This window comes from Streptomyces sp. NPDC007856, assembly GCF_042868225.1.
GTDB lineage: Bacteria > Actinomycetota > Actinomycetes > Streptomycetales > Streptomycetaceae > Streptomyces.
The window spans coordinates 128,991-151,291 of sequence record NZ_JBIAEC010000015.1 but is presented as its reverse complement, the minus strand read 5'-3'; the positions used below and the strand labels follow the sequence as shown (position 1 = coordinate 151,291).

Genomic DNA, 22,301 nt, shown 5'->3' with positions numbered 1-22,301 from the left:
CATGCCGGTACTGGTGATCACGGGCACGGGCACGGAGGTCGGCAAGACCGTCACCACCGCCGCCGTCGCCGCCACGGCGCTCGCGGCCGGGCGCTCGGTGGCCGTGCTGAAGGCCGCGCAGACGGGCCTACGGCCGGACGAGCGCGGGGACGCCGATGAGGTCGCGCGGCTGGCAGGCCCGGTCACGACCGCCGAACTGGCCCGCTACCCCGAGCCGTTGGCGCCGGGCACGGCGGCCCGACGGGCGGGCATGGCTCCCGTCAGCCCGCGCGAGGTGGCCGACCGGGCGGCCAAGCTGGCCGCCGAGCACGATCTGGTGCTGGTCGAGGGGGCGGGCGGACTGCTCGTCCGCTTCGACGCGGCCGGCGGCACCCTGGCCGACGCGGCCGGGTTGCTCGGCGCACCGGTGCTGGTGGTCGCCCACGCGGGTCTGGGCACCCTCAACACCACCGAGCTGACGGCGCTCGAAGTACGGCGCCGGGACCTGGAGTTGGCCGGCGTGGTGATCGGCAGCTGGCCCGACTCCCCCGACCTCGCGTCCCGCTGCAACGTGGCCGACCTCCCGGAGGTCGCGGAAGCCCCCCTCCTCGGCGCAATCCCCTCCGGAGCGGGCGCCCTGCCACCGGCCGACTTCCGCAAGACGGCACCGACGTGGCTGGCACCCCGCCTGGACGGGACCTGGGACAGGGAGGCGTTCCAGGTCCGGGAGGGACCGCAGCCGGGGTGACGTCCGGGGGTGGACCCGGGGCTGGGAGGCACCGCAGCCGGGCTCATCAACGGGGGTGGGCCCGGGTAGCACCGCGGCCGGACTGACGTACGCGGATGGGCCCGGGTCCGGGAGACACCGCAGTCGGGCTGACGTTCAGGGGTGGGACCGGGTGCGGGAAGCGCCGCAGCCGGGCTGGGCGAGGGAGGGGCAGGGGCGGAACCCTGGCGGAGTTCGGGGCGGAGCCCCGTGGTGTGGGCTGTCGCCGAGGGTGCGACAGGCGTCGTACGGGGGAAGCTCCTCCTAGGTCGTCCAGTTCCGGGAGGTCGCCATGCGGCTGCTGTCCTCCGGCTCCGACACCCTGACGCGGAGTCCCGTCCACCATCCCCTGTTCGCCCGTTACTACGCCCGCTTCAGCGTGAGCGCCGAGACCCGGCTGGGCATGGCCGGGATACGGGAGCGGCTGCTCGCCGGGCTGTCCGGGCGGGTGATCGAGATCGGCGCGGGCAATGGACTGAACTTCGCGCACTACCCCGGTACCGTCGCCGAGGTCGTCGCGATCGAACCGGAGCCGCTGCTCAGGCAGTTGGCACTGGAATCGGCCCTGCGTGCCGAGATTCCGGTCGACGTGGTGCCGGGCGCGGCGGAGGCGCTGCCGGTCAAGAGCGAAGCCTTCGACGCGGCCGTGCTGTCGCTGGTCCTGTGCAGCGTGCGGGACGTGCCACGGGCGCTGAGCGAGGTACGGCGCGTGCTCAAGCCGGGCGGCCAGGTCCGGTTCTTCGAGCACGGCCAGGGCGGCGGCCGGGTGATGCGACTGAGCCAGCGCACGCTGGACCGGACCCTGTGGCCGGCGCTGACCGGTGGCTGCCATCTGTCCCGGCGGCCGGTGGCCGCGCTGCGCGAGGCCGGGTTCACGCTCGGCCCGCAGCGTCGGGTGACGATGCCGGAGAAGGGTCCGGCACTGCCGTCGTCGTACTGCGCGCTCGGCGTCGCCTGGCGGCCGGACGAGCCCGATACGCGCTGACCGGCCTCACAGGCTCCAGCCGCGCAGCTCGCGCGCGATGTCGTCGACGCCGGCCGCGCCCTCCTTCACCAGTCGGGCGAGGTCCCGCACCTGCTCGGCCGTGGTGACCACCTTCACCCCGCTGGCGACCAGGTACGCATAGGCGACCGCCGAGGCGAACAGCGCGTTGGAGCGTTCCAGCGCCGGCACGTGGATCAGCAGCTGGAGCAGGGAGGCGGCACGGGCGTGCGGGTCGTCGTAGACGGGCACGCCGAATATGTCGGCGCGGTGCCGCGCGACAGCGGCGATGAGCGCGCCCCAGTCGGCGACCTGCGGGTCCCCGGGGGTGCGCTGTTCGGCGAGCATGAGCAGCCAGGCGAGGTCGATGCTGAGTTCGTTCAAGGGATCAGCGGCCGTCCCCGACGCCGGTGCCGCGGGTCTCGGTGAACTCCTCGGCGAACACGGACTCGTACTGCTTCATGAAGTCGGCGGCGGCCTCGACGAACGTACGGCCGGCCTCCCCGGTGTCCTGTCTGACCAGCTCTTCGATGTAGCGGTTGACGCTGATACCGCGGGCCAGGGCGCGTTCGCGGGCCGCGCGGGCGGTGCCCTCGTCCACGCGCACGTTCAGCTGGGTCTTCGCCATGCTTCGACGCTAGCGCCGGGATGCTAGCAAAGCAAGGGCGTGCGGAACCGGTGCGCCGGGTCGGCTTGTCGCCTACGCTCGCCCGGGACGGGCGGTTCAGGCGACCGGGAGGCGGTCTTGTCCACACCCACACCTGCTGCGCAGCACGCGCCGGACGGCGCCGTCGCGGCCCGCGCCCGCGGGCTGACCAAGGCCTACGGCTCCGGCGAGACGGCCGTCATCGCCCTGGACTCGGTGGACGTGGACATCGCGCGCGGCCGTTTCACCGCCGTGATGGGGCCCTCGGGGTCCGGGAAGTCCACGCTGATGCACTGTCTGGCGGGGCTCGACACGGTGTCGGCGGGTCAGGTGTGGCTCGGCGGCACCGAGATCACCGGGCTGCGGGACCGGGAGCTGACCCAGCTCAGACGGGACCGGATCGGATTCATGTTCCAGTCGTTCAACCTCATTCCGACGCTGACCGCCGCCGAGAACATCACCCTGCCCATGGACATCGCGGGCCGGAAGCCCGACCCGCGGTGGCTGGACCAGGTCATCGACACACTCGGGCTGCGCGACCGCCTCACGCACCGGCCCGCCCAGCTCTCCGGCGGTCAGCAGCAACGCGTCGCGTGTGCGCGGGCGCTGGCCTCCCGGCCGGAGCTGATCTTCGCCGACGAGCCGACCGGCAACCTCGACTCGCGGGCCGGGCTCGAGGTGCTGGGCTTTCTGCGCGGCGCGGTGGACGATCTCGGGCAGACGGTCGTCATGGTCACCCACGACCCCGGCGCCGCCGCCCACTCCGACCTGGTGCTGTTCCTGGCCGACGGACGCATCGTGGACGACATGGAACGGCCGACGGCGGACGCCGTACTCGAACGCATGAAGCGGTTCGACGTGGTCCGGGAGCGGCTCGGCGACGGCGACGACGACACCGTCCGAGAGGACTGACCGGGTGCTCAAGGCGACCCTGAGGAGTTTCCTCGCGCACAAGGGGCGGCTCGCGCTGTCCGCGCTGGCCGTGATCCTGTCCGTGGCGTTCGTCGCGGGCAGTCTGATCTTCTCCGACACCGTCACGCGTACGTTCGACCGGCTGTTCGCCTCCACCGCCGCCGATGTGACGGTCCAGCCGAAACAGCTGGATCTCAGGTCGGCCCGGGTGAGCGGTTCGGTGCAGACGCTGCCTGCCGCGCTGCGGGACCGCGTGGCGCGGGTCGACGGGGTCGCGGCGGCACGCGCCGAGGTGTCGGTGCAGAACGCCGTCGTGGTCGACGGCCACAACAAGTCCGTCGGCCCGACCACCGGCGCCCCGACCATCGCGATGGGCTGGTACGTCACCCACCGCAGTCCTGTGAAGCTCACCTCCGGCCATGCCCCGCGCGGGGCGGGTGAGGCGCTGCTGGACGCCGACACGGCGCACAAGAAGCACGTGGGCATCGGCGACACGCTGACCGTGCAGGCACAGCCGGGCATGTTCCGGGTGCGGGTCGTCGGCATCGCCACGTTCACCACCACCAACCCCGGCGCGGCCCTGGTCTTCCTGGACCCGGCGGTGGCGGGCCGCGAACTGCTCGGTTCCCCCGCCCGGGCGACCAGCATCGCGGTGGACGCGGCCAAGGGGGTGTCCGACCCGGAGCTCAAGCAGCGGGTCGGACGGGCGATCGGCACCGGCACGTACGACCTCAAGACCGCGAACGAGCAGGCCAAGTCGGCGGCGGCCAGCCTCGGCACGTTCCTCGACGTCATCAAGTACGTGATGCTGGGCTTCGCCGGTGTCGCCCTGCTCGTCGGCGTGTTCCTCATCGTCAACACCTTCTCCATGCTGATCGCCCAGCGCACCCGCGAACTGGGCCTGCTGCGGGCCCTCGGCGCGGACCGGCGCCAGGTGCGGCGCTCGGTGCTCACGGAGGCGCTGCTGCTCGGGCTGGTCGGTTCCACGCTCGGCCTCGCGGCCGGGATCGGACTGGCACTGGGACTGATCCGGCTGATGAGCGCGTTCGGGATGAACCTGAAGGCCACGGAGATGGTCATCGGCTGGGGCACGCCCGTCGCGGCGTACGTCGTCGGTCTCGGCGTCACGTTCGTGGCCGCCTATCTGCCCGCGCGGCGTGCGGCGGCCGTCTCGCCGATGGCGGCGCTGGCGGACGCCGAAGTCGCGGGTGTGGGCAAGCCGTTGCGGACGCGGGCGGTCGTCGGTGCGGTGATCGGGGCGGTCGGCGCGGCGGCGCTGGCCGGGTGTGCGGCGGCCACGAAGACCGCGCAGGCGGCCTCGCTGCTCGGTCTCGGCGTGGCCCTGACCCTGATCGCGACCGTCGTCGCCGGTCCGCTGCTGGTGCGGCCGGTGATCCGGGTGCTGGGCGCGGCCTTCCCCGCGCTGTTCGGCCCGGTCGGCCTGATGAGCCAGCGCAACGCCCTGCGCAACCCGCGTCGTACGGGCGCCACCGCCGCGGCGCTCATGGTGGGCCTGGCCCTGGTCGGCGGGATGTCGGTGGCGAGCGCCTCGATGTCCGCGTCCTTCGACCGGCAGATCGACAGGACGCTCGGCGCCGACTTCATCGTGCAGAACTCCAACTTCACCCCGTTCACCAAGCAGGTGCGGGACACCGTGGCCCACACCCGCGGCGTCGGGCTCGTCGTACAGCAGCGGCTCACCCAGGTCGCCGTACGGCTGCCGAACGGCGACCGGGTCACGACGGCCGCCGCCGCGTACGACTCCCGGCTCGACGACGTCGTGCACATCACCTACGCACAGGGCGGTTCACGGGCCGCCCTGGCGGACGGGCACCTCGCCATGGACGCCGACTTCGCCCGGGACCACGGGGTGCGCCTCGGCAGCGTCCTCCCGGTCGACTTCCCAGGCGGGCGGCACACCGGGCTGACCGTCTCCGCACTCACCAAACAGGAGACGGCCGACGGTTTCGGCGCCCAGGGCGGCCTCTACTTCGGCCTCGCCACCCTGGAGAGGTACGCGCCGGACGCGCAGGACTCCGCGCTCTACGTCAACGCGGCCAAGGGCACCGAACCCCAGGACCTGCGCCCCCGGCTGGAACAGGCGCTGAAGCAGTTCCCGCAGGTCCAGGTGCGCAACCAGACCGACTACAAGCAGCTCGTCCACGACCAGATCGCGGTCCTGCTCTACCTGGTGTACGCGCTGCTCGGGCTGGCGATCGTCATCGCCGTGCTCGGTGTGGTCAACACCCTCGCGCTGTCGGTGGTGGAGCGCACCCGGGAGATCGGGCTGTTGCGGGCGATCGGGCTGGGGCGGCGGCAGTTGCGCCGGATGATCCGGCTGGAGTCGGTGGTGATCGCGGTGTTCGGCGCGGTCCTCGGGCTGGCGCTGGGGCTCGTGTGGGGCGTGTGCATGCAGCAGGTGCTGGCCCTGCGCGGGCTGACGGCGCTGGCGTTCCCCTGGAGCACGATCGTCGCCGTCGTGATCGGCTCGGCGGTGGTGGGTGTGGTGGCGGCCCTGCTGCCTGCGCTGCGCGCGTCGCGATTGAACGTGCTGGCGGCGATCGCCCACGAGTGATGGAATCGCGGGGGTAGCCCAAGCCACCCGCCGGCGGGGAGAGTTGATGTCCCGTCCGTTCCGCTTCGGGGTCAATCTGCTCACGCCCGCGCCCGCCGCCGAGTGGCGCGCGAAGTGCCGGCGCGCCGAGGAGCTGGGCTACGACGTGATCCTCGTCCCCGATCACCTCGGGATGCCCGCTCCGTTCCCGGCCCTGGTCGCGGCGGCAGAGGCGACGCGCAGGCCCCGGCTCGGCACGTTCGTGCTCAACGCGGGGTTCTACAACCCGGCCCTGCTGGCCCGCGAGGTGGCGACCACGGACGCGCTCACCGGCGGGCGCCTCGAACTCGGACTGGGCACCGGGTATGTGCCGGCCGAACACGAGACGGCGGGGCTGCCGTACGGCTCACCGGGCGAGCGCGTGGACCACCTCCGGCACACCGTGGCGGAACTCGGCCGGCTGCTGGCCTCCGGCGAACTCCCCCGGTCCCGGGTGCCGCTGCTGATCGGTGCCAACGGCGACCGGATGCTGCGGCTGACCGCCGAGCACGCGGACATCGCGGCCTTCACCGGAGCCCGGCCGGGCTCCGCCCCGGGATCGCTGGAACCGCTCACCGCCGAAGAGCTGGACGAGCGGGTGGCGCGCTACCAGCGGCTTGCGGCGGGCCGGGCGGAACCGGCGGAGCTGAATCTGCTCATCCAGCTCGTGGCGGTCACCGACGATCCGCAGCCCGTGCTGAAGCCGCTGCTGGAACGGCAGCCGCAGCTGACCCTGGACGCCGCACTCGCCCTGCCCATCGTGCTGGCCGGCCCGCTGGAGGAACTCGTGGCGCGGGTGCGGGCGCAGCGCGAGCGGTTCGGCTTCTCCTATCTGACCGTGCTGGAGCCGTACATGGAGGCCTTCGCACCGGTGATGGAACGGCTGCGCGAGGAGTCCGCATGATGGAAATCCCCGCGCCGGACCGATCTCCCGTGATGCGATCAGCACATGACCGACCTGCGGACACGTCCTGCTCTTCATGACGATCTCGACGCCGTGCTCGCCTTCTGGAAGACGGCCGCCGAGGGCACCAGCATCAGCGACGACCGGGACGGGGTGGAGCGGCTGGTGGCCCGCGACCCCGAGGCGCTGATCCTCGCCGAGCTGGGCGGCGAGTTGGTGGGCACGGTGATCGCCGGCTTCGACGGCTGGCGCTGTCATCTGTACCGGCTCGCGGTGCATCCGGAGTGGCGCCGGCAGGGCATCGCCTCGGCGCTGCTGGCCGCGGCCGAGGAGCGGTTCGTACGGCTCGGCGGGCGGCGCGCGGACGCGATGGTGCTGGTCCGCAACGAGACCGCGCACCACGCCTGGGGCGCCGCCGGTTACGGCCCCCAGGAGCACTGGCGCCGCTGGGTGAAGCCGCTCACCGACTGAGGCACCGAACTCTCTTTGCCCATCCTTTACCATGGAGGGAGCACTCGGCCCTCTATGAAAGGTAGTGAGCGTCCGCCCATGGGCGAGCCTCCCGGTCCGCGCCACCGCGCATCCCGTCGCGCCCTGTCCGATCATGGGACGGGGGTGACCCGATGACCGAAGTGCTGCTCCTTCTGGTGGCCATCCTGCTGTCACTGGCCTGCGGCGCCTTCGTGGCGGCGGAGTTCTCGCTGACCACGGTGGAGCGCGGCGAGCTGGAGCGGGCCGCCGAGCGCGGCGAGCGCGGCGCCCCGGGTGCCCTGAAGGCCGCACGGAACCTGACCTTCCAGCTCTCCGGCGCCCAGCTGGGCATCACCGTCACCAACCTGGTCGTCGGTATGCTCGCCGAGCCGTCGATCGCCAAACTGCTGGCCGGCCCGTTCCGGGCGATGGGCCTCTCCGCCGGTACGGCGAGTTCGGTGGCGCTGGTGCTCGGTACGGCTCTGTCGACGGTGTTCCTGATGGTCGTCGGCGAGCTGGTGCCGAAGAACTGGGCGATCTCCGCGCCGCTGACCATGGCCAAGCGGGTCGGCAACCCGCAGCGCTGGTTCAGCGCGGTCTTCCGGCCCTTCATCACGCACCTGAACAACACGGCCAACCGTGTCGTGCGCCGGTTCGGCATCGAGCCCGCCGAGGAACTGGCCTCGGCGCGCGGCCCGCAGGAGCTGGCGGCGCTCGCCCGGCACTCCGCCAAGCAGGGCGCACTGGAGCCGGACACCGCCGAACTGTTCGTGCGGACGCTGAACCTGGCCGACCTGACGGCGGAGAACGTGATGACCCCGCGCGTCCAGGTCATCGCCCTCGAAGCCCAGGCGACCTGCGCGGACGTGGCGAACGCGACCCGGGCCACCGGTCTGTCCCGGTTCCCGGTGTACCGGGGCAGCCTGGACTCGGTCGTCGGCGTCGCCCACATCAAGGACGTCCTGGCCGTGCCGGCCGAGCAGCGCCGCCACCGCCGCGTCTCCCAGGTGATGCGCGAACCACTGATGGTCCCCGAGTCCCTGACCGTCGACCGGCTGCTGGACCGGCTCGGCGGCAAACGCACCATGGCCGTCGTCATCGACGAGTACGGCGGTACGGCCGGCGTGGCGACCCTGGAGGACATCGTCGAGGAGGTCGTCGGCGAGGTACGGGACGAACACGACCCGCACGAGACGCCCGACCTCGCCCCCGCCGGCGCGGACGAGCAGGGCCGCGCCCTGTACTCGGCCGACGGCTATGCCCGCACCGACCAGCTCGCACGCGTGGGGCTGCGGATGCCCGAGGGGCCGTACGAGACCCTGGCGGGCCTGGTCGCGACCCTGCTGGGCCGGATACCGGTGACCGGGGACACGGTCCAGGTCGCGGGCTGGCGGCTGGACGTGGTGGACGCCACGGGCCGCCGGGCGGCGCGGGTGCTGCTGCACGCGCCACTGGACGACGAGCAGGCCCACGAGACCGCGGAGGGGGCGCGATGACCGCCGTACAGCTGCTGATCGGTCTGGCGACCCTCGTCGTCAACGCCTTCTTCGTCGGCGCCGAGTTCGCGCTGATCTCCGTGCGCCGCTCGCAGGTCGAGCCGCTCGCCCAGGAGGGCGACCGGCGCGCGAAGAGCGTGCTGTGGGGTCTGGAGCACGTCTCCGCGCTCCTTGCCGCCGCCCAGCTCGGCATCACGCTGTGCACGCTGGTCCTGGGTGTGGTCGCCGAGCCGGCGATCGCACATCTGCTGGAGCCGGTGTTCCACGCCCTCGGTGTGCCCGTCAGCGCGGGTCACGCGGTGTCCTTCGTGATCGCGCTGGCCCTGGCGACGTATCTGCACATGCTGATGGGCGAGATGGTCCCGAAGAACATCGCGCTCGCCGAACCGGTGCGCAGCGCGCTGCTGCTCGGCCCGCCGCTGGTCACGCTGTCCCGGGCGCTGCGCCCGGTGATCTTCACGGTCAACGCCTTCGCGAACGGCCTGCTGAAGCTGCTCAGGGTAGAGGCGAAGGACGAGGTCGCGGCCACCTTCACGGACGCCGAACTCGCCGAGATCGTCAAGGACGCCAGCCAGGCGGGCCTGATCGACGACCGGGCCCAGGAGCGGCTGCACGATGCCCTCGAGCTGGGCAGCCGGCCGGTGCGGGATGTCGTGGTGCCGCTGAAGCGGGTGGTGTACGCGCACATGGGCGTCACCCCGGAGCAGCTGGAGCGGCTGTCGGCCGACTCGGGCTTCTCGCGGTTCCCGGTGGTCGACGTGGGCCGCCGGATCGTGGGGTATCTGCACGTCAAGGACGCGCTGGACGCCTCGCCGCGGGACGTGCCGTTCCGGCTGCGGGACATGCGGCCCATCGCGCGCGTACGGGAGCGGACCCCGCTGGACGACGTGCTCACCGCGATGCGCGGCAGCCGCACCCATCTCGCGGCGGTCCTCGGCGACGACGGCCGGCTGGCCGGCCTGGTGACCATGGAGGACGTGCTGCGACAGCTGTTCGGACAGCCTGCGTGAGCCTCCGGCGGATTCGGCGGACCGGCGGGGGCCGTGTCCGGCAGCGGAACCGCCTCCGCGTCCGGGACGTCGGCCGCCCGGGCCGGCGTCAGCACGTACTCCTCAACCGGACGCGGAGACCGGGCACGGGGAATCCCGGACGACCAACAGGGCGGTGAGGCCGGGCACGGGGGGAATCCCGGGCGACCGGCCGAACCCGGGGGCCGGTGCCGGGCGTTTCCGGGGTGACCGACCAGCGGGTATGGAGCCGGGATACCATCGCTCACGCCATGCAGACGAATCCCACACCTCCCCCTTACAGCAGCCTGGTCGCGGTCGGTGACTCCTTCACCGAGGGCATGTCGGACCTGCTGCCCGACGGCTCCTACCGGGGCTGGGCCGACCTGCTCGCCGCGCGGATGGCCGAGCGCACGCAGGGCTTCCGGTACGCCAACCTGGCCGTGCGCGGGAAGCTGATCGGACAGATCGTCGACGAGCAGGTGGACGCGGCGGCGGCCATGAACGCCGACGTGATCACACTGGTCGGCGGGCTCAACGACACCCTGCGCCCCAAGTGCGACATGGGCCGGGTCAAGGACCTGCTGACCGAGGCCGTGGAACGCCTCGCACCGTCCTGCAAGGAACTCGTGCTGATGCGCAGCCCCGGCCGCCAGGGCCCGGTTCTGGAGCGGTTCCGGCCGCGCATGGAGGAGCTGTTCGCCTGCGTGGAGGAGCTGGCCGGCAGGCACGGCGCGGTCGTCGTCGACCTGTACGGGGCGCCCGCGCTGGGCGACCCCCGGCTGTGGGACGTGGACCGGCTCCATCTGACGGCGGAGGGGCATCGCCGGGTCGCCGAGGCCGTCTGGCAGACGCTCGGGTACGAGCCGGAGGACACCGAGTGGCATGTGCCGATGCCGGCCACGGCGCCGCCGGACTGGGTGACACGCCGGATCGCGGACGTGCGGTTCGCCCGGGAGCACCTGCTGCCGTGGATAGGCCGGCGTCTGACCGGGCGCTCCTCCGGGGACGGCCGGACAGGCGCCCACTTTAGCGCTGAACTGGGCAAAGCCTTCTGGGTCACCCCTGCGGACCACACAAACCCCGGGCCTGTGACGGACTGGCGAGGGGTGGAGCCCTAACTCGGGACCCCGCCAGGCTGCCATGGCGAAGAGCCTCCGGTCCTGACCGAGGCGCATCGCGACGCGCAGACCGAGCCCATGAAAGCCGTCCGGTACCCCTTACCCGTGCGAGACCTGTACTCGGCCACCCGGTGGGGGCGCGCGGGCGACCCGCCGCAGTCCTGACTGCACCGTCTCGGCCGGCGTGCCCCCACGCCTGGCACGCGCCCACGAGGCGGGCAGCCACTGACACGAAACCCGTAATGGAAAGGCCCCCGCCTCGCTCGCCGAAAGGCTTCCGTTGCTCGTTCTTTCACGCGACGTTGCTCGACACCTCGAAGCGTGAAGAACGGCCGTCCTGCTGTCTCAGGAACGAACCAAGATCAGCAGGTCAGGGGAACCGGCGAGCTTGAACAACAGGTGGATGTCCGGCGCTGGTGTGCGGGCGAGGCCTGGGCCCGGTCATTTGGTGGTGTGATCGCCGTCGCTGTGCATATTCGTGTGGCCTTCTAGAGTCGGTTCGCCTTTCTTCGATGGCGCTGGCGCGGCCTTGACTGTGTGCGCCGTCGGGCGCCCGATGCGACACAAGCGGGCTCCACCGCGTGGCGATGGAGTCGTGCCTGGAGGAGGAACGTTCATGCAGGCCCGGAGGATCGGCGCCGTCGCCGCAACAGCAGTGGCGCTGGTGGCAGCCCGCGACCTTGTCCAGAAGCGGCACGCACTGCTGCGGAACTTCCCGGTGATCGGGCACGCCCGGTACCTGTTGGAGACGATCGGGCCGGAGCTGCGGCAGTACATCGTGACGTCCAACGAGGAGGAGCGCCCGTTCAGCCGGGACCAGCGCACCTGGATCTACGCGTCGGCGAAGGAGGAGAACAACTACTTCGGGTTCGGCACCGAGGTCGACGTCGAGCACGTGCAGGGGCACGCCTACCTGAAGCAGCGCACCTTCGCCGGCGCTCTGCCCGACGCGCACGACCCGCAGGCTCCGCTGCCCTCGGCCAAGGTGCTGGGCGGGCCGCGTGGGCGCGCCAAGGCGTTCCGGCCGGCGAGTGTGGTGAACATCTCGGCGATGAGCTTCGGCTCGCTCTCCGGCGCGGCCATCACGGCGCTCAACAAGGGGGCGGCGCTGGCGGGCACGATGCACAACACCGGCGAGGGCGGCCTGTCGCCGTACCACCGCAACGGCGGCGACTTGGTGCTGCAGATCGGCACCTCGTACTTCGGCTGCCGCAATGAGGACGGAAGCTTCAACCTCGACAAGCTCAAGGACGTGGTCGCGAGCGCCCCCGTCAAAGCAATCGAGATCAAGCTCTCCCAGGGTGCCAAGCCGGGGCTGGGCGGGATGCTGCCGGGCGCCAAGGTGACCCCGGAGATCGCCGAAATCCGCGGCATCCCCGTCGGCAAGGACTGCGCCTCCCCGTCGCGGCACACCGCGTTCAGCGACGTCGACTCGATGCTCGACTTCGTCGAGCTGCTCGCCACCGAGACCGGTCTGCCGGTCGGGGTCAAGAGCGCGGTGGGCGAGCTGGGCTTCTGGCAGGAGTTGGCCGCGCTGATGGCGCGTGGTGACCGTGGTGTCGACTTCGTGACCGTCGACGGCAGCGAGGGCGGCACCGGAGCGGCGCCGCGGATCTTCGCCGACTCGGTGTCGTTGCCGTTCCGGATGGGCTTCTCCCGGGTCTACGGCACTTTCGCCGAGCTCGGGCTCACCGACGAGCTGATCTTCATCGGCTCCGGCAAGCTCGGACTGCCCGAGAACGCCGCGGTCGCCTTCGCCCTGGGCGCCGACATGATCAACGTGGCCCGTGAGGCGATGCTGTCGATCGGCTGCATCCAGTCGCAGAAGTGCCACACCGACAAGTGCCCCACCGGCATCGCCACCCAGAACCAGTGGCTGGCCCGCGGCCTGGACCCGACCTCGAAGGCCACCCGGGCCGCCGTCTACCTGCGCACCCTGCGCAGGGAGCTGATGAAGGTCTCGTCGGCTGTAGGCGTCGCCCACCCGGGACTCATCACCGCCGACGACATCGAGATCATGAACGGCGACTACGAGGCCCGCACGCTGGCCGGCGTCTACGGCTACAAGGACGGCTGGGGCGAGCTCGGCCCGCACCTTGCCAAGGAGATCACCGAGCTGCTCGTCGGCACGCCGACCTCCACGAACAGCCGGCCGGAGTGATCGCAACGTGCCCGAAGAAGTGAGATTCAAGAGCGTCGTCGGCCCCGAGCTGGCCGGGTCGATCGACCTGCCGGAGGGCGAGGTGCGGGGCTGGGGGATCTTCGTCCACGGATTCACGCTCGGCAGGAACTCGCCGGCCGCGTCGCGGGTCAGCAAGCAGTTGGCCCGTGAGGGGATCGGCATGCTGCGCTACGACAACCTCGGGATCGGCGATTCCGACGGCGACTGGGGTGACGGTTCCTTCACCGTCAAGGTCCAGGACAGCGTCCGCGCGGCAAACCTGATGGCGGAGCGGGGGACTCCGGCGGATCTGCTGGTGGGTCACTCGTGGGGAGGCGCCGCCGCCATCGCCGCGGCGGCCGAGGCGACCGACGTCCGCGCGGTCGCCACGATCGGGGCGCCCGCCGACCCCAGCCACGTGGAGCACCAGTACGACGCGGTCGTGGATCGCGTGCTCAGCGAGGGGCAGCACGAGTGGTTCGTCGGCGGGCGGACCCTGGTCCTCAAACGCGCCTTCGTCGAGGACGTCCGCCGTGCCCGTCTGCACGACGGGGTCCGTGAGTTGGACCGGCCGCTGCTCGTGATGCACTCGCCCACCGACGACACCGTCGATATCTCCAACGCCGGGGAGATCTTCCGCACGGCGCGGCACCCGCGAAGCTTCGTCTCGCTCGAAGGAGCAGACCACCTCCTGACGGCACGAGGGCAGGCGCAGCGAGCCGCCCGCATCATCAGCGCCTGGGCCGACCAGTACATCCACGCCTCACGACCCGCAGGAAAGGATGTTTTGGGTGCTTGACAGGTAGCTTTCACCTGATCAGAGAAACTTCGGGCACCCCAGTACTGCGCTCTCGCCTCTCGCGTGACAGGCCCGTCCTAGGTAGTTCTGGCTGAGCTGTGAACGGTCAACGTGCCTGGCTGGCGTGCGGAACCCGGTCGTCGAGGCCCACGTATCTACCAGCGGATTACTGGCGCAGGACGCTAGCGCCGCTTGCGCTTCTTCTTGCTCCGGTTGTCCGCACTCGGCTTGGCACCGCTTGGCCGGCCGGGCGCCGTCGGGTTCGCCGCGGCCTCGCGCAGGCCGATCCGGCGAGTCTGCCAGACAGTCACCTCCCGCAACCCGATCGCGACGCCGACTCCCACGACGCCGACGGGGAGGGGGCTGAAGTCGGCATCGGCGGGCTGCGGGGCCAGCCAGCCGCTCGGGTCCACCAGCAGGTCCTCGGTGGTGCCCGCGTCCTCCGTGCCGTTGCAGCCCATGCCGACGATGTCGGCGTGGGCCATCGGCCTGCCGTCGGTCCGCTTCAGCCTGCAGTGGTAGATCGGGCCGGTCTTGCCCTTGGTGGTGTACACCGAGGTGATCCGCACCTCGGTACGCTGCCCCTGGCTCTGCATCAGCGCGGCCCAAAAGACCAGCCCGGAGCCGAGCACGACGGCTAGTCCGATGATCAGCCCGGCGAAGAACACCCACCCCTTGGTCGCGGTCGCCATCAGCACCGCGATCGCGAGAGCCACGGTCAGCACACCGAGGATCAGCGCCGCCGGAAACCAGTCCGGGCTGGTGCCGAGCACGCCGATGCCCACCATCAGCAGGGGGACGAGCGCGGCTATGCGGGCGAGCCGCCGCACCACGTGCGGGGGCCAGGCCACGTTCTTCCGGGACCCGGGCGCCATCAGCGGCCCTCGAACCGGCGCAGCCCGACCCGCCGGGACAGCCAGACCAACAGCTCGAAGAGCACCAGTACCACCGGCAGGGCCCACGCGGCGATGTCGATCCCGCTGTAGTCCGTCTCGGCCGGCTCCGGCGCCGTCCAGCCGTGCGGGTCGACGAGCACGTCCTCGGTCTGCCCGACTTCCATCGGCCCGTCGCAGGAGTCGTTGCCCAGCTCGGCGTGCTTGAGCGGCTTGCCGTCCACCCGCCCCAGAAGGCAGGTGTACTCCGGCCCGTGCTTGCCCTGGTACGTCTTCACCGAGGTGACCCGCACCTCCACCCGCTGCAGGGCTGCTCCATCCCGCCCGCAGCCGTGGCCGGTCGAGTCCCTCGCGGGTGAAGCGCTCGCACAGCGGCTCGACCAGTCGGGCGTGCAGGGCCGCGCGCTCCTTGCTGGGCGGCTCCTTGGGGTGGACACACGCCTTTCAGGCAAAGCCCCGATGCCGAGGCCGCCGAGGACTCGGTGGGCGGCGGTCTCGCGGTCGCCGAGCAGGTCGCGAAGAACCCCGGGCCCGCGGCGGCGCGGATACGGTGCACGTTCATGTTGCCGCAGTACACGTGATGGACGTGCGTGGCAGCGACGAAACGGGTGCGCGGGCCGACGACCCCGTCGAACGCCCTGTGGTCGTAGTCGCCCGACTCGGTCTGGTACGGCAGTGGCCCGCACGTGGACGCGGATTCCCCAGTCGGCCAGCAGCCGCTGGGTCTCCAGCCAGGGGTCCAGGTTCGCCCGGTGATCGGTGAACGGGACGAGAATCTCGTCGCCGTCGATGAGACGGGTGGTGAGCCAGTCTCGGGCGATGGTGCGCAGTCCTTCGGTGGGTGTGCCGGTGAAGTGGACAGCTGATCGCTCAGGACCAGGATCGCCCAGGAACTCCTTGACCCGCCTTCGAGTCCGTTCCACCAGCTCCGGTATACGGCTGGACCAGCGCACACGCCGACACGTACGGCTCTTCCCGGTGCCGTTTCGGCTCCTCGCCGAGGACGCCCGGTTCTCCAAGTACTCGATCATCGAGGTGGACGTCGATCCGCACGGCAAACGGGATTCGCGGTCTCCTCCCATCGGATCGGGGAGATCCATGGAGGGGCAACCACGGGAGCGCGAGACTGGCTGTGTGGCGGGACCGTCTCCAGGACGACCTGCCGGTGACAGCGACTCCCCCGAAGATCCTCTACGTCCGGTCCAGCAATCGCCCATGCCGGGCGTACCAGCACTTCGCCCCGCCGCACGGCGGCGGGGCGAAGCAGCAAGGCCCGAATCAACCAGCAGCGTCTCAGAAGGACTCCGGGCCCCAGCCTGCTTGTACTGGATGGTTACTTCATGTCCGCCAGGGCCGCGTCGACACCCGCGACGGGCGAGCCGAGGCCGGTGACGGTGTCGTAGCCGGGTCCGGCTGTGCACTCGGCGCCGCACCGGCCGTTGGAGCCGGCAGTGATGTCCCGCAGGGCACTGCTGCCGAGGGCGTAGACATCGGTGTGCGCCGTGTCCCCGTCCGGGCCGTCCGAAGCCAGGTGCGGCTTGCCGGCGGCGGCACGGAGCTGGTCGGCCGAGGCGATGATCGCACCCCAGATCGGGGCGGACAGGCTGGTGCCGCCCACCCTGAACCACATGGAGTGGCTGGTGCCGCCATAGGTCATGGTCATGTACACCGGCACTCCGGTCGCCGGGTCGGCCACGAAGCTGACGTCGGGCGTGGCCCTGAGCGGCGAGGACTGCACGCCGTCCTGGTAGGCCGGGCGCGGCTCGAAGTAGCTCAGGCCGCCGCCGGTGGACCTCCACGCCGTCTCGTCGAGGGTGTTTCCGTCGGCGTCCAGTCGGAGGCTGGTGCCGCCGATGGCCAGGGCGTAGGGATTGGTGGCGGAGTAGCTGCCGGGGTAGCCGGAGTCTCCGGTGGACTGGACGCAGACCGAGTCGGCCAGCTTGCAGGAGCCGTCATAGAAAGCCTCCTCGGAGAACTCGCGGGCGCCCCAGCTGTTGCTGACCGCGGCCGGGTGCAGTGCCGCGGCCGCGTCTTCGGCCCGGGACAGCGCGGCCATGCTCGGGTCCTTCCCCTCGACCAGGACGATCTTGGCGTGCGGGGCCACCGAGTGCGCCCACTCGATGTCCAGCGCCTCCTCCTCGTTCCAGCCGGTGTCGACGTCGGGCTGGGTGCCGTCCGCGTAGACCTGCTGGAAGTCGAAGCAGTCCTCTCCCGCGCCGGCCGTGTCGCAGGTCTGCGGCAGGTGGAAGTGCGCGGAGAAGTGGTTCAGATCGGCCTTCGCCGTCGGGTAGTGGTAGGCGTCGACGATCGCGATCGTCTGGCCCGTGCCATCGCCCTTGAGGCCCAGGCGTGCCTGGATCTGCTGCGGGGTGTAGCCGGGGGCGACCTCGTCGGCGTTGTCCTGGCCCACGCTCAGCTTCGTGGCTGCCGGGGTCTTCTTCTGGATCTCGATCGGGACCGAGGCGGTGCCGATCGGCATGCCGAGGTCCTTCAGCGGGCTCGCGCTGCGCATCCGGTCACCCTGGGCCTGACCGGTCTTGGGGGCGGCCAGCGGGGCCGCGAGGGACGTGCCGCCGCTCGGAGGCGCCGGGATCCGGGTGGGCTCGTCCTCGGAGAGCTTGTAGGTGGTCAGGCCGTGCGGGAAGTAGTCGATGTCGTTGACGGCGTCACCGATCGCCTGGGCCGAGATGTTCAGGGCCCGCCAGTCGAGCGCGAGACCGATCATGTCGTCGCCCGGGCCGTCGCCCAGCTCCGCTGGTTCCACCTGGCTCGCCCCCAGGGCGAAGTCCGTCGCGCTATAGCGGAGGTACCCGTCGTTGTCCGCGAAGGGCGTGTCGTAGGACCACAGGTTCTGGTAGGCGCCGACGAACGCCTCGGTCCCGCCGACGGACCTGGCGAACACTCCGGAGTGGAAGCCGAAGAAAGTGGGCACGTCGTAGGGCGCGCCGCCGTCCGCCGGGTACACGTAGTCGTTGAACTCGCGCATCTCGACCAGACCGGTCTTCTTGGACGCGACGAAGCCCTGCGACATCCCGGGACTCTCGTAGTTCTTGATCACGGCGCCGGTGCGGGAATCCAGGATCTGGACCAGGTGCTGGTAGGTCGTGTGATCGCCGGTGTACGCGAAGGCGACACCATGCCCGCCCGCGCCGGGGATGTTCGGGTCGGCCAGGGCGGGGTCGGTCGGCACGATCGCGACGGCGCCGGAGTCGGTCGGGGTCTCGGTCCAGACCGGGGTGCCGGTGGCGGCGTCCAGGCCGACCGCCGTCGGCGCCGGATCGGTGACCTCCGTGGGCAGGCCGATGCCGTGGTGCGTGCCGCCGTACTCGAGGAAGAGGTGTCCGGCGTCGTCCGTGGTGACGCTGGAGAAGACCAGGCTCTTGCCCGCCGTGCCCTTCGGCCGGTACGTCCACAGCTTCTTGCCCTGCGCGGTGTACGCGGTCAGGGTGCTGCCCGGGACGACGATCTCGGAGCCGCCGCGGCCGTCGCCCACGACCGTGAGCGAGGCGACATAGCCGCCGGTGCGCACGTTCGCGCGTACCTCACCGCTGTGCGTGTCCAGTACGGCGAAGCCGTGGTCGGTCGCGGCCACCACCGAGTCGCCGGTCGCGTCCTTGCCGGAGTTCGGCAGGAGGCGCAGGGCGTGCACCGAACTGTCGACGGTGGCCCGCCACAGGACGGTCGGCGCCGCCTTCTTCAGGGTCCTGCCGTCGAGGGCGAAGACACCGCGGCTCTGGCCGGCGACGACCAGGTCCTTGGTGCCGTCCCGGTTCACGTCCGTGGCGACGGCCGCGTAGGGGTCGCCGGCCAGGGGCATGGCGTGCGACGCACCGCTGTGGGGGTTGACCGTGTAGGCGGTGTCGTCATAGCCGACGGTGAGGAGTCCGCCCTGGTACCGGGTGAGCGTGTCGCCGGAGACTGCGCCCTCCTGTCGCCAGTCGAGGTGACCGCTCGCGGCGTTCAGTCCGATGAGCTGGGTGTGCTCGGGACCCGCGGGGGTGGCGGCGGTGGCGGTCGTCGGGTCGGAGAGCGAGGCGAACACCTCGCTGCCCTTCGCGTCGGAGGACAGCGCCATGGTCGGGGCGTTCGGCCCGCCGATCGTGGAGGCCGTGGTGTACGACCAGACAGTGTGGCCCTGAGCGTCCCAGCCGGAGACGGTGCTCTGACCGTCGGACATGTCGGCGCCGATGCCGAGCTCCGCGACAGCGAACCGGGGTCGGCCGTCCTTCGCGTTCGGCAGGACGTGGAAGGCCTCCGGCACGGTGCCCTCACGCGAGGCCAGCACCGCACGCTCACCGCTGTGCGCGTCGATCGCGGTCAGGTCCCAGCGCACCTTGTCGAAGGGGTCGTTCTGCTCGGCCACCAGAACTCGGTCCGCGCCCGGATCCTTGACCAGCATGCGCGGGTAGCCGGGGGTCTTGGTGTGCGCCGCGACGCTGCCGTCGGAGGTCTTGAGCACCAGCACGTTGCCGTCGGCCGGGTGCGGGCTGCCCAGGTCCATCGGGGTGTCGGACCACGACGCTGCGATCCGGCCGCTTCCCATCGACGTCAGATCGCCCCAGTACGCCCAGGGCGCGTGCGTCGAGTAGGTCCAGTCGGCGGTTGCGGTGAGCTTGCCGTCACTGGCGCGGCCGAAGCTGTAGGCGGTCAGATTGCTGCGGCTGTCACCCTGTTCGGCCACCGGATCGCCGCCCCAGTCCGGGCCGACCATGTTGGCGACGATCAGCTTGCCGTCCTGGAACAGCATGGTGCCGACGTAGCCGGGAACCAGCTTGCTCCACGCCGTCTTTCCGGTACGGCCGTCCAGGACGGTGACGAAGGTGCCGTAGTCCACTTTCGAACCGGGTGAGGAGAACGGCCGGAACGGCCAGTCGCCCACGGCGTAGGCGACGGCGACGTCCTGGACACCGTCGCCGTTGAAGTCGCCCGTCACATACGGCTGCTTGCCGGCGGCCGACATCTGGTACGGGTTGTAGCCGGCATAGAGGTTCGGCAGATACGGGTACGGCTGGAACCAGTTGTTCGGGGTGACCTGCCAGTCCTTGTACAAGGAGGTGGCTCCGCGGCTCCACACCTGCTTGCCCTGGGCGTCGTACCGGGCGACGGTGCCGCCGCTGAAGACGCCCACCCAGTCCTTGGTGCCGCCGAGCGCCACGCCCTCGGCGAAGCCCCGCGCGGTCTCCCACCGGCCGGTCCGCTCGAAGCCCGGGGCGGCGGACGAGGTGTCGGTGTGCATGCCGGAGTCCGCCGTCACGCCGGGCTTGGTGCCCGACAGCGCCGGGGCGGCATCGGCCGGGCCCTCCTGGGCGGCGACCTGCCCGGGCGTGCCGTCGATCCGGGGTTGGTACCGCTTGCTGAGTCTCTCGATCGCGGCAGCGGTCAGCCGGACGCCCTTCGCGCCGTGCGGAGGGTCCGCCTGAGCCTGCGGTGTGACCAGCAGGCCGGCGGCCAGCCCCAGCACGGTGGCAACCATGCCGGAGCGTATGCCCTTTCCACGCATTCTCAATGGACCTCGCGCCTCTCGGGTGGGGAACAGGGCGGTCGGCTCACGAAGAGCACTGGTGAACGGCCCTGCGGGGGATGCCGGTACTGTTTCAGCGAACCCGGCTCAGCGGGTGGACAATGGCTGGCCGCTACCGGCCGGCTGCCGGAAGCGGCCACGCGCCATCTCCGCCGAAGAACACAGGAGGGAGGCGAACCTGTGCTGGAGTCCCTGGGTCTCGACGATCCGACCGAGCGCACCTACCGCCATCTGCTGACCTCACCGCCGCTGACGGCGCCCGAATTGGCCAGGCAGCAGTCCTGCAGCCCGCCGCAGGCCCGCCGCATGCTGGACGACCTGGTCGCGGCGGGCCTCGCGGTCCCCTCGGCGGGACGGCCCACGCGTTACGCCCCGGTGGACCCGCGTATCGGCCTGGCCGCCCTGATCCGCGTGCGCAGTCTGGAACTTGAACGCGCGGCGGCCGCGTTGGACGCCTACGGCGCCGAGTTCAGCGAGCGCAAGCTGAGCTCCGATCCGAACCGGCTGGTCGAGATCATCGAGGGGCCGACCGCGATCAGCGCCTGGCTGACCGAACTGATGGCGGGCGCCGAGCAGGAGGTCCTGTGCTTCGACACCCCGCCCTATCTCACCGCCGACGCGAGCGCGTTGCAGTTCGAGGAGGAGCTGCTGGCCCGTGGCGTGCGGGCACGGGCGATCTACTCCAGTCAGGTCCTGGCCATCCCCGAGCGCGCGGAACTGCTTCAGCACCTCGTCCTTCTCGGGGAACAGGCCCGGGTGCTGCCCCATGTGCCGCTGAAGCTGCTGGTGTTCGACCGCCGCGACGCCCTCGTTCCGCTCACCGCCGGAGCCGACGGCGTGCGCAGTACCGCCGCCCTGGTCCACCAGTCACCGCTGTGCGACGCCCTGGTCGACCTCTTCGAGGCGAGCTGGCAGCAGGCCACCCCCGTCTTCGGCAGCCAGGCCCGGGAGACGGAGGACCATCCCGACCTCAGCGAGGCCGACCGCGCTCTGCTCCACCTACTCCACGCCGGGCTGAAGGACGAGACCATAGCCCGCCAACTCGGCCTCAGCGAACGCACCCTGCGACGCCGGATCGCCGACCTGACCACCCGCCTCGGGGCGACGAGCCGGTTCCAGGCGGCCGCACAGGCGGTCCGCCGCGGGTGGCTCTGAAACGAGCGAGCAGGCCGCCGAGTGTCGGGACCGTAGTTCGGGGGGGAGTGACAGACGTAACCCCCGACGCCCACTCACCCCTGTGTACGTCGGGCGACGCGGCACGCCTCGTGCTCCGCGTCGTTGTAGGCGCCGCGGTTGTACCTCTCCGTGGCGACCTCTGCGATCTTCGGATGCAGGATGCAGCTGACAGACATGGGTTTCGGCGATCCGGCGCCGGGGGCGGCCGGGGCAGGATGCGCCACCGGCACGGGAACCGCGTGCAGTGTGGGTCGCTTGCCGAAGGGCCGGTTGTCGGCCTCGGACCGCTCGAGCCCCAGCACCTGGTTGCGGATGCGCCAGTAGTCCTCCACCGGTGCACGTCAGCGAACGTCCGAATGCCCCGGTCGAAGGTGAGCGACCAGTCCAGCCCCTCCCGGTTGATACTTCCACCGCGGAAGCAGGTTTCACGCTGCCCGAGAGCACAGGGGCGCACGTGATCTCCGTAAGGATTGCCGCGGCTTTCGTGCGCGCCGGGAGGCCGTGTGCAACGTCTCCGGACTGCCTCCATGACAGCTCACCGCGATCCGCGGGCATGCCCGCAGACTACTGTCGGAGCCGCTGCGATACTGGATGGGGGCGTCCGCGCACCCGTGCATCCACATTACGTACCGCAGGCTGTGCTGCTCCGAGCCCAACAGGTTGTCGCACGCGGCCTGGCACTGCTCATCGTGGGGCGTCTTTCCGGGGACGGCCGGACAGGCGCCCAGTTCAGCGATGAGCTGGGCAAAGCCTTCTGGGTCACCCCTGCGGATCACACCAACCCCGGCCCTGTGACGGACTGGCGACGGGTGGAGCCCTGATGTGTAGGGCGCTGTGTCAAGTGGAGCAGGGTCGGTCCTGCCCCGGCGTGTGA

Annotated in this window: 18 protein-coding genes and 2 pseudogenes; 13 read left to right on the top strand and 7 right to left on the bottom strand. The window is 71.2% G+C overall.

The genetic code is table 11. From position 1 onward, the window contains the following. Window position 1: 1 nt before the first annotated feature. Window positions 2-727, top strand: coding sequence for a dethiobiotin synthase (bioD, locus tag ACFYOH_RS31845; RefSeq protein WP_388632723.1), 726 nt, complete (start codon window positions 2-4; stop codon window positions 725-727). Between the two features lie 310 nt (window positions 728-1,037). Beyond that, window positions 1,038-1,730, top strand: a complete 693-nt coding sequence (locus tag ACFYOH_RS31840; protein ID WP_388632720.1) for a class I SAM-dependent methyltransferase — start codon at window positions 1,038-1,040, stop codon at window positions 1,728-1,730. A 6-nt stretch (window positions 1,731-1,736) separates the two neighbouring features. Here ACFYOH_RS31840 and ACFYOH_RS31835 read toward each other — a convergent pair whose 3' ends face one another. Both ACFYOH_RS31835 and ACFYOH_RS31830 read right to left on the bottom strand, forming a co-directional pair. Further along, entirely contained in the window at window positions 1,737-2,111 is a 375-nt protein-coding gene (locus ACFYOH_RS31835; RefSeq protein WP_388632717.1) for a fic family toxin-antitoxin system, toxin component, read from the bottom strand. 4 nt (window positions 2,112-2,115) lie between these two features. Continuing rightward, a complete protein-coding gene (locus ACFYOH_RS31830; protein ID WP_388632714.1) occupies window positions 2,116-2,355 on the bottom strand; it encodes a toxin-antitoxin system HicB family antitoxin in 240 nt (79 codons plus the stop codon). 117 nt (window positions 2,356-2,472) lie between these two features. Between ACFYOH_RS31830 and ACFYOH_RS31825 the strand changes: the two genes are divergently transcribed. The 9 genes from ACFYOH_RS31825 to ACFYOH_RS31785 all read left to right on the top strand — a co-directional run bounded on the left by ACFYOH_RS31825 (window position 2,473) and on the right by ACFYOH_RS31785 (window position 13,837). Then, a complete protein-coding gene (locus tag ACFYOH_RS31825) occupies window positions 2,473-3,285 on the top strand; it encodes an ABC transporter ATP-binding protein (protein WP_388632711.1) in 813 nt (270 codons plus the stop codon). Window positions 3,286-3,289: 4 nt separating this feature from the next. After that, complete coding sequence (locus ACFYOH_RS31820) at window positions 3,290-5,860, top strand: ABC transporter permease (RefSeq protein WP_388632708.1); 2,571 nt, start codon at window positions 3,290-3,292, stop codon at window positions 5,858-5,860. 46 nt (window positions 5,861-5,906) lie between these two features. Continuing rightward, the gene (locus ACFYOH_RS31815; RefSeq protein ID WP_388632706.1) at window positions 5,907-6,782 is read left to right on the top strand and encodes an LLM class F420-dependent oxidoreductase; all 876 of its coding nucleotides are present in this window, start codon (window positions 5,907-5,909) and stop codon (window positions 6,780-6,782) included. Between the two features lie 45 nt (window positions 6,783-6,827). After that, window positions 6,828-7,253, top strand: coding sequence for a GNAT family N-acetyltransferase (locus ACFYOH_RS31810; protein ID WP_388632703.1), 426 nt, complete (start codon window positions 6,828-6,830; stop codon window positions 7,251-7,253). Window positions 7,254-7,405: 152 nt separating this feature from the next. Continuing rightward, complete coding sequence (locus tag ACFYOH_RS31805; protein ID WP_388632701.1) at window positions 7,406-8,749, top strand: hemolysin family protein; 1,344 nt, start codon at window positions 7,406-7,408, stop codon at window positions 8,747-8,749. Then, window positions 8,746-9,759: a hemolysin family protein gene (locus ACFYOH_RS31800; RefSeq protein ID WP_388632699.1), complete on the top strand. Its 1,014-nt coding sequence runs from the start codon at window positions 8,746-8,748 to the stop codon at window positions 9,757-9,759. Before ACFYOH_RS31805 ends, ACFYOH_RS31800 begins: the two co-directional genes overlap by 4 nt. Before the next feature lie 269 nt (window positions 9,760-10,028). Further along, window positions 10,029-10,877 carry an SGNH/GDSL hydrolase family protein gene (locus ACFYOH_RS31795; protein WP_388632696.1) on the top strand — a complete coding sequence of 283 codons (849 nt, stop codon included), beginning with the start codon at window positions 10,029-10,031 and terminating at the stop codon, window positions 10,875-10,877. 616 nt (window positions 10,878-11,493) lie between these two features. Further along, window positions 11,494-13,038, top strand: a complete 1,545-nt coding sequence (locus ACFYOH_RS31790; protein ID WP_388632693.1) for an FMN-binding glutamate synthase family protein — start codon at window positions 11,494-11,496, stop codon at window positions 13,036-13,038. Window positions 13,039-13,057: 19 nt separating this feature from the next. Beyond that, the gene (locus ACFYOH_RS31785) at window positions 13,058-13,837 is read left to right on the top strand and encodes an alpha/beta hydrolase family protein (RefSeq protein WP_388632690.1); all 780 of its coding nucleotides are present in this window, start codon (window positions 13,058-13,060) and stop codon (window positions 13,835-13,837) included. 182 nt (window positions 13,838-14,019) lie between these two features. On the opposite strand, the gene ACFYOH_RS31780 is transcribed toward ACFYOH_RS31785, so the two are convergent. The 4 genes and pseudogenes from ACFYOH_RS31780 to ACFYOH_RS31765 all read right to left on the bottom strand — a co-directional run bounded on the left by ACFYOH_RS31780 (window position 14,020) and on the right by ACFYOH_RS31765 (window position 20,203). Further along, window positions 14,020-14,712 (bottom strand): hypothetical protein, encoded by a 693-nt coding sequence (locus ACFYOH_RS31780; RefSeq protein ID WP_388632687.1) that lies wholly within the window; start codon window positions 14,710-14,712, stop codon window positions 14,020-14,022. Beyond that, a complete protein-coding gene (locus ACFYOH_RS31775) occupies window positions 14,712-15,029 on the bottom strand; it encodes a hypothetical protein (RefSeq protein WP_388632997.1) in 318 nt (105 codons plus the stop codon). The genes ACFYOH_RS31780 and ACFYOH_RS31775 overlap by 1 nt, the downstream gene beginning before the upstream one ends. A gap of 227 nt (window positions 15,030-15,256) precedes the next feature. Next, window positions 15,257-15,668 (bottom strand): annotated as a pseudogene (locus tag ACFYOH_RS31770) (aminotransferase class V-fold PLP-dependent enzyme); the annotation flags it as partial. Between the two features lie 395 nt (window positions 15,669-16,063). Further along, a complete protein-coding gene (locus tag ACFYOH_RS31765) occupies window positions 16,064-20,203 on the bottom strand; it encodes a hypothetical protein (RefSeq protein WP_388632685.1) in 4,140 nt (1,379 codons plus the stop codon). A 228-nt stretch (window positions 20,204-20,431) separates the two neighbouring features. Between ACFYOH_RS31765 and ACFYOH_RS31760 the strand changes: the two genes are divergently transcribed. Then, on the top strand, window positions 20,432-21,406 hold the full coding sequence (locus ACFYOH_RS31760) for a helix-turn-helix domain-containing protein (RefSeq protein WP_388632682.1): 975 nt from the start codon (window positions 20,432-20,434) through the stop codon (window positions 21,404-21,406). A gap of 74 nt (window positions 21,407-21,480) precedes the next feature. On the opposite strand, the gene ACFYOH_RS31755 is transcribed toward ACFYOH_RS31760, so the two are convergent. Next, on the bottom strand, window positions 21,481-21,759 hold the full coding sequence (locus ACFYOH_RS31755) for a hypothetical protein (protein WP_388632680.1): 279 nt from the start codon (window positions 21,757-21,759) through the stop codon (window positions 21,481-21,483). A 360-nt stretch (window positions 21,760-22,119) separates the two neighbouring features. Here ACFYOH_RS31755 and ACFYOH_RS31750 point away from each other — a divergent pair. Then, window positions 22,120-22,248 (top strand): annotated as a pseudogene (locus tag ACFYOH_RS31750) (SGNH/GDSL hydrolase family protein); the annotation flags it as partial. Window positions 22,249-22,301: the final 53 nt, after the last annotated feature.

Bases quoted from the DNA above. Each gene is read 5' to 3' on its own strand.
- ACFYOH_RS31795 (WP_388632696.1), top strand. From the start codon at position 10,029: ATGCAGACGAATCCCACACCTCCCCCTTACAGCAGCCTGGTCGCGGTC.
- ACFYOH_RS31765 (WP_388632685.1), bottom strand. From the start codon at position 20,203: ATGGTTGCCACCGTGCTGGGGCTGGCCGCCGGCCTGCTGGTCACACCG.
- ACFYOH_RS31780 (WP_388632687.1), bottom strand. From the start codon at position 14,712: ATGGCGCCCGGGTCCCGGAAGAACGTGGCCTGGCCCCCGCACGTGGTG.
- ACFYOH_RS31805 (WP_388632701.1), top strand. From the start codon at position 7,406: ATGACCGAAGTGCTGCTCCTTCTGGTGGCCATCCTGCTGTCACTGGCC.
- ACFYOH_RS31830 (WP_388632714.1), bottom strand. From the start codon at position 2,355: ATGGCGAAGACCCAGCTGAACGTGCGCGTGGACGAGGGCACCGCCCGC.
- ACFYOH_RS31810 (WP_388632703.1), top strand. From the start codon at position 6,828: ATGACCGACCTGCGGACACGTCCTGCTCTTCATGACGATCTCGACGCC.
- bioD (WP_388632723.1), top strand. From the start codon at position 2: ATGCCGGTACTGGTGATCACGGGCACGGGCACGGAGGTCGGCAAGACC.
- ACFYOH_RS31815 (WP_388632706.1), top strand. From the start codon at position 5,907: ATGTCCCGTCCGTTCCGCTTCGGGGTCAATCTGCTCACGCCCGCGCCC.
- ACFYOH_RS31800 (WP_388632699.1), top strand. From the start codon at position 8,746: ATGACCGCCGTACAGCTGCTGATCGGTCTGGCGACCCTCGTCGTCAAC.
- ACFYOH_RS31840 (WP_388632720.1), top strand. From the start codon at position 1,038: ATGCGGCTGCTGTCCTCCGGCTCCGACACCCTGACGCGGAGTCCCGTC.
- ACFYOH_RS31790 (WP_388632693.1), top strand. From the start codon at position 11,494: ATGCAGGCCCGGAGGATCGGCGCCGTCGCCGCAACAGCAGTGGCGCTG.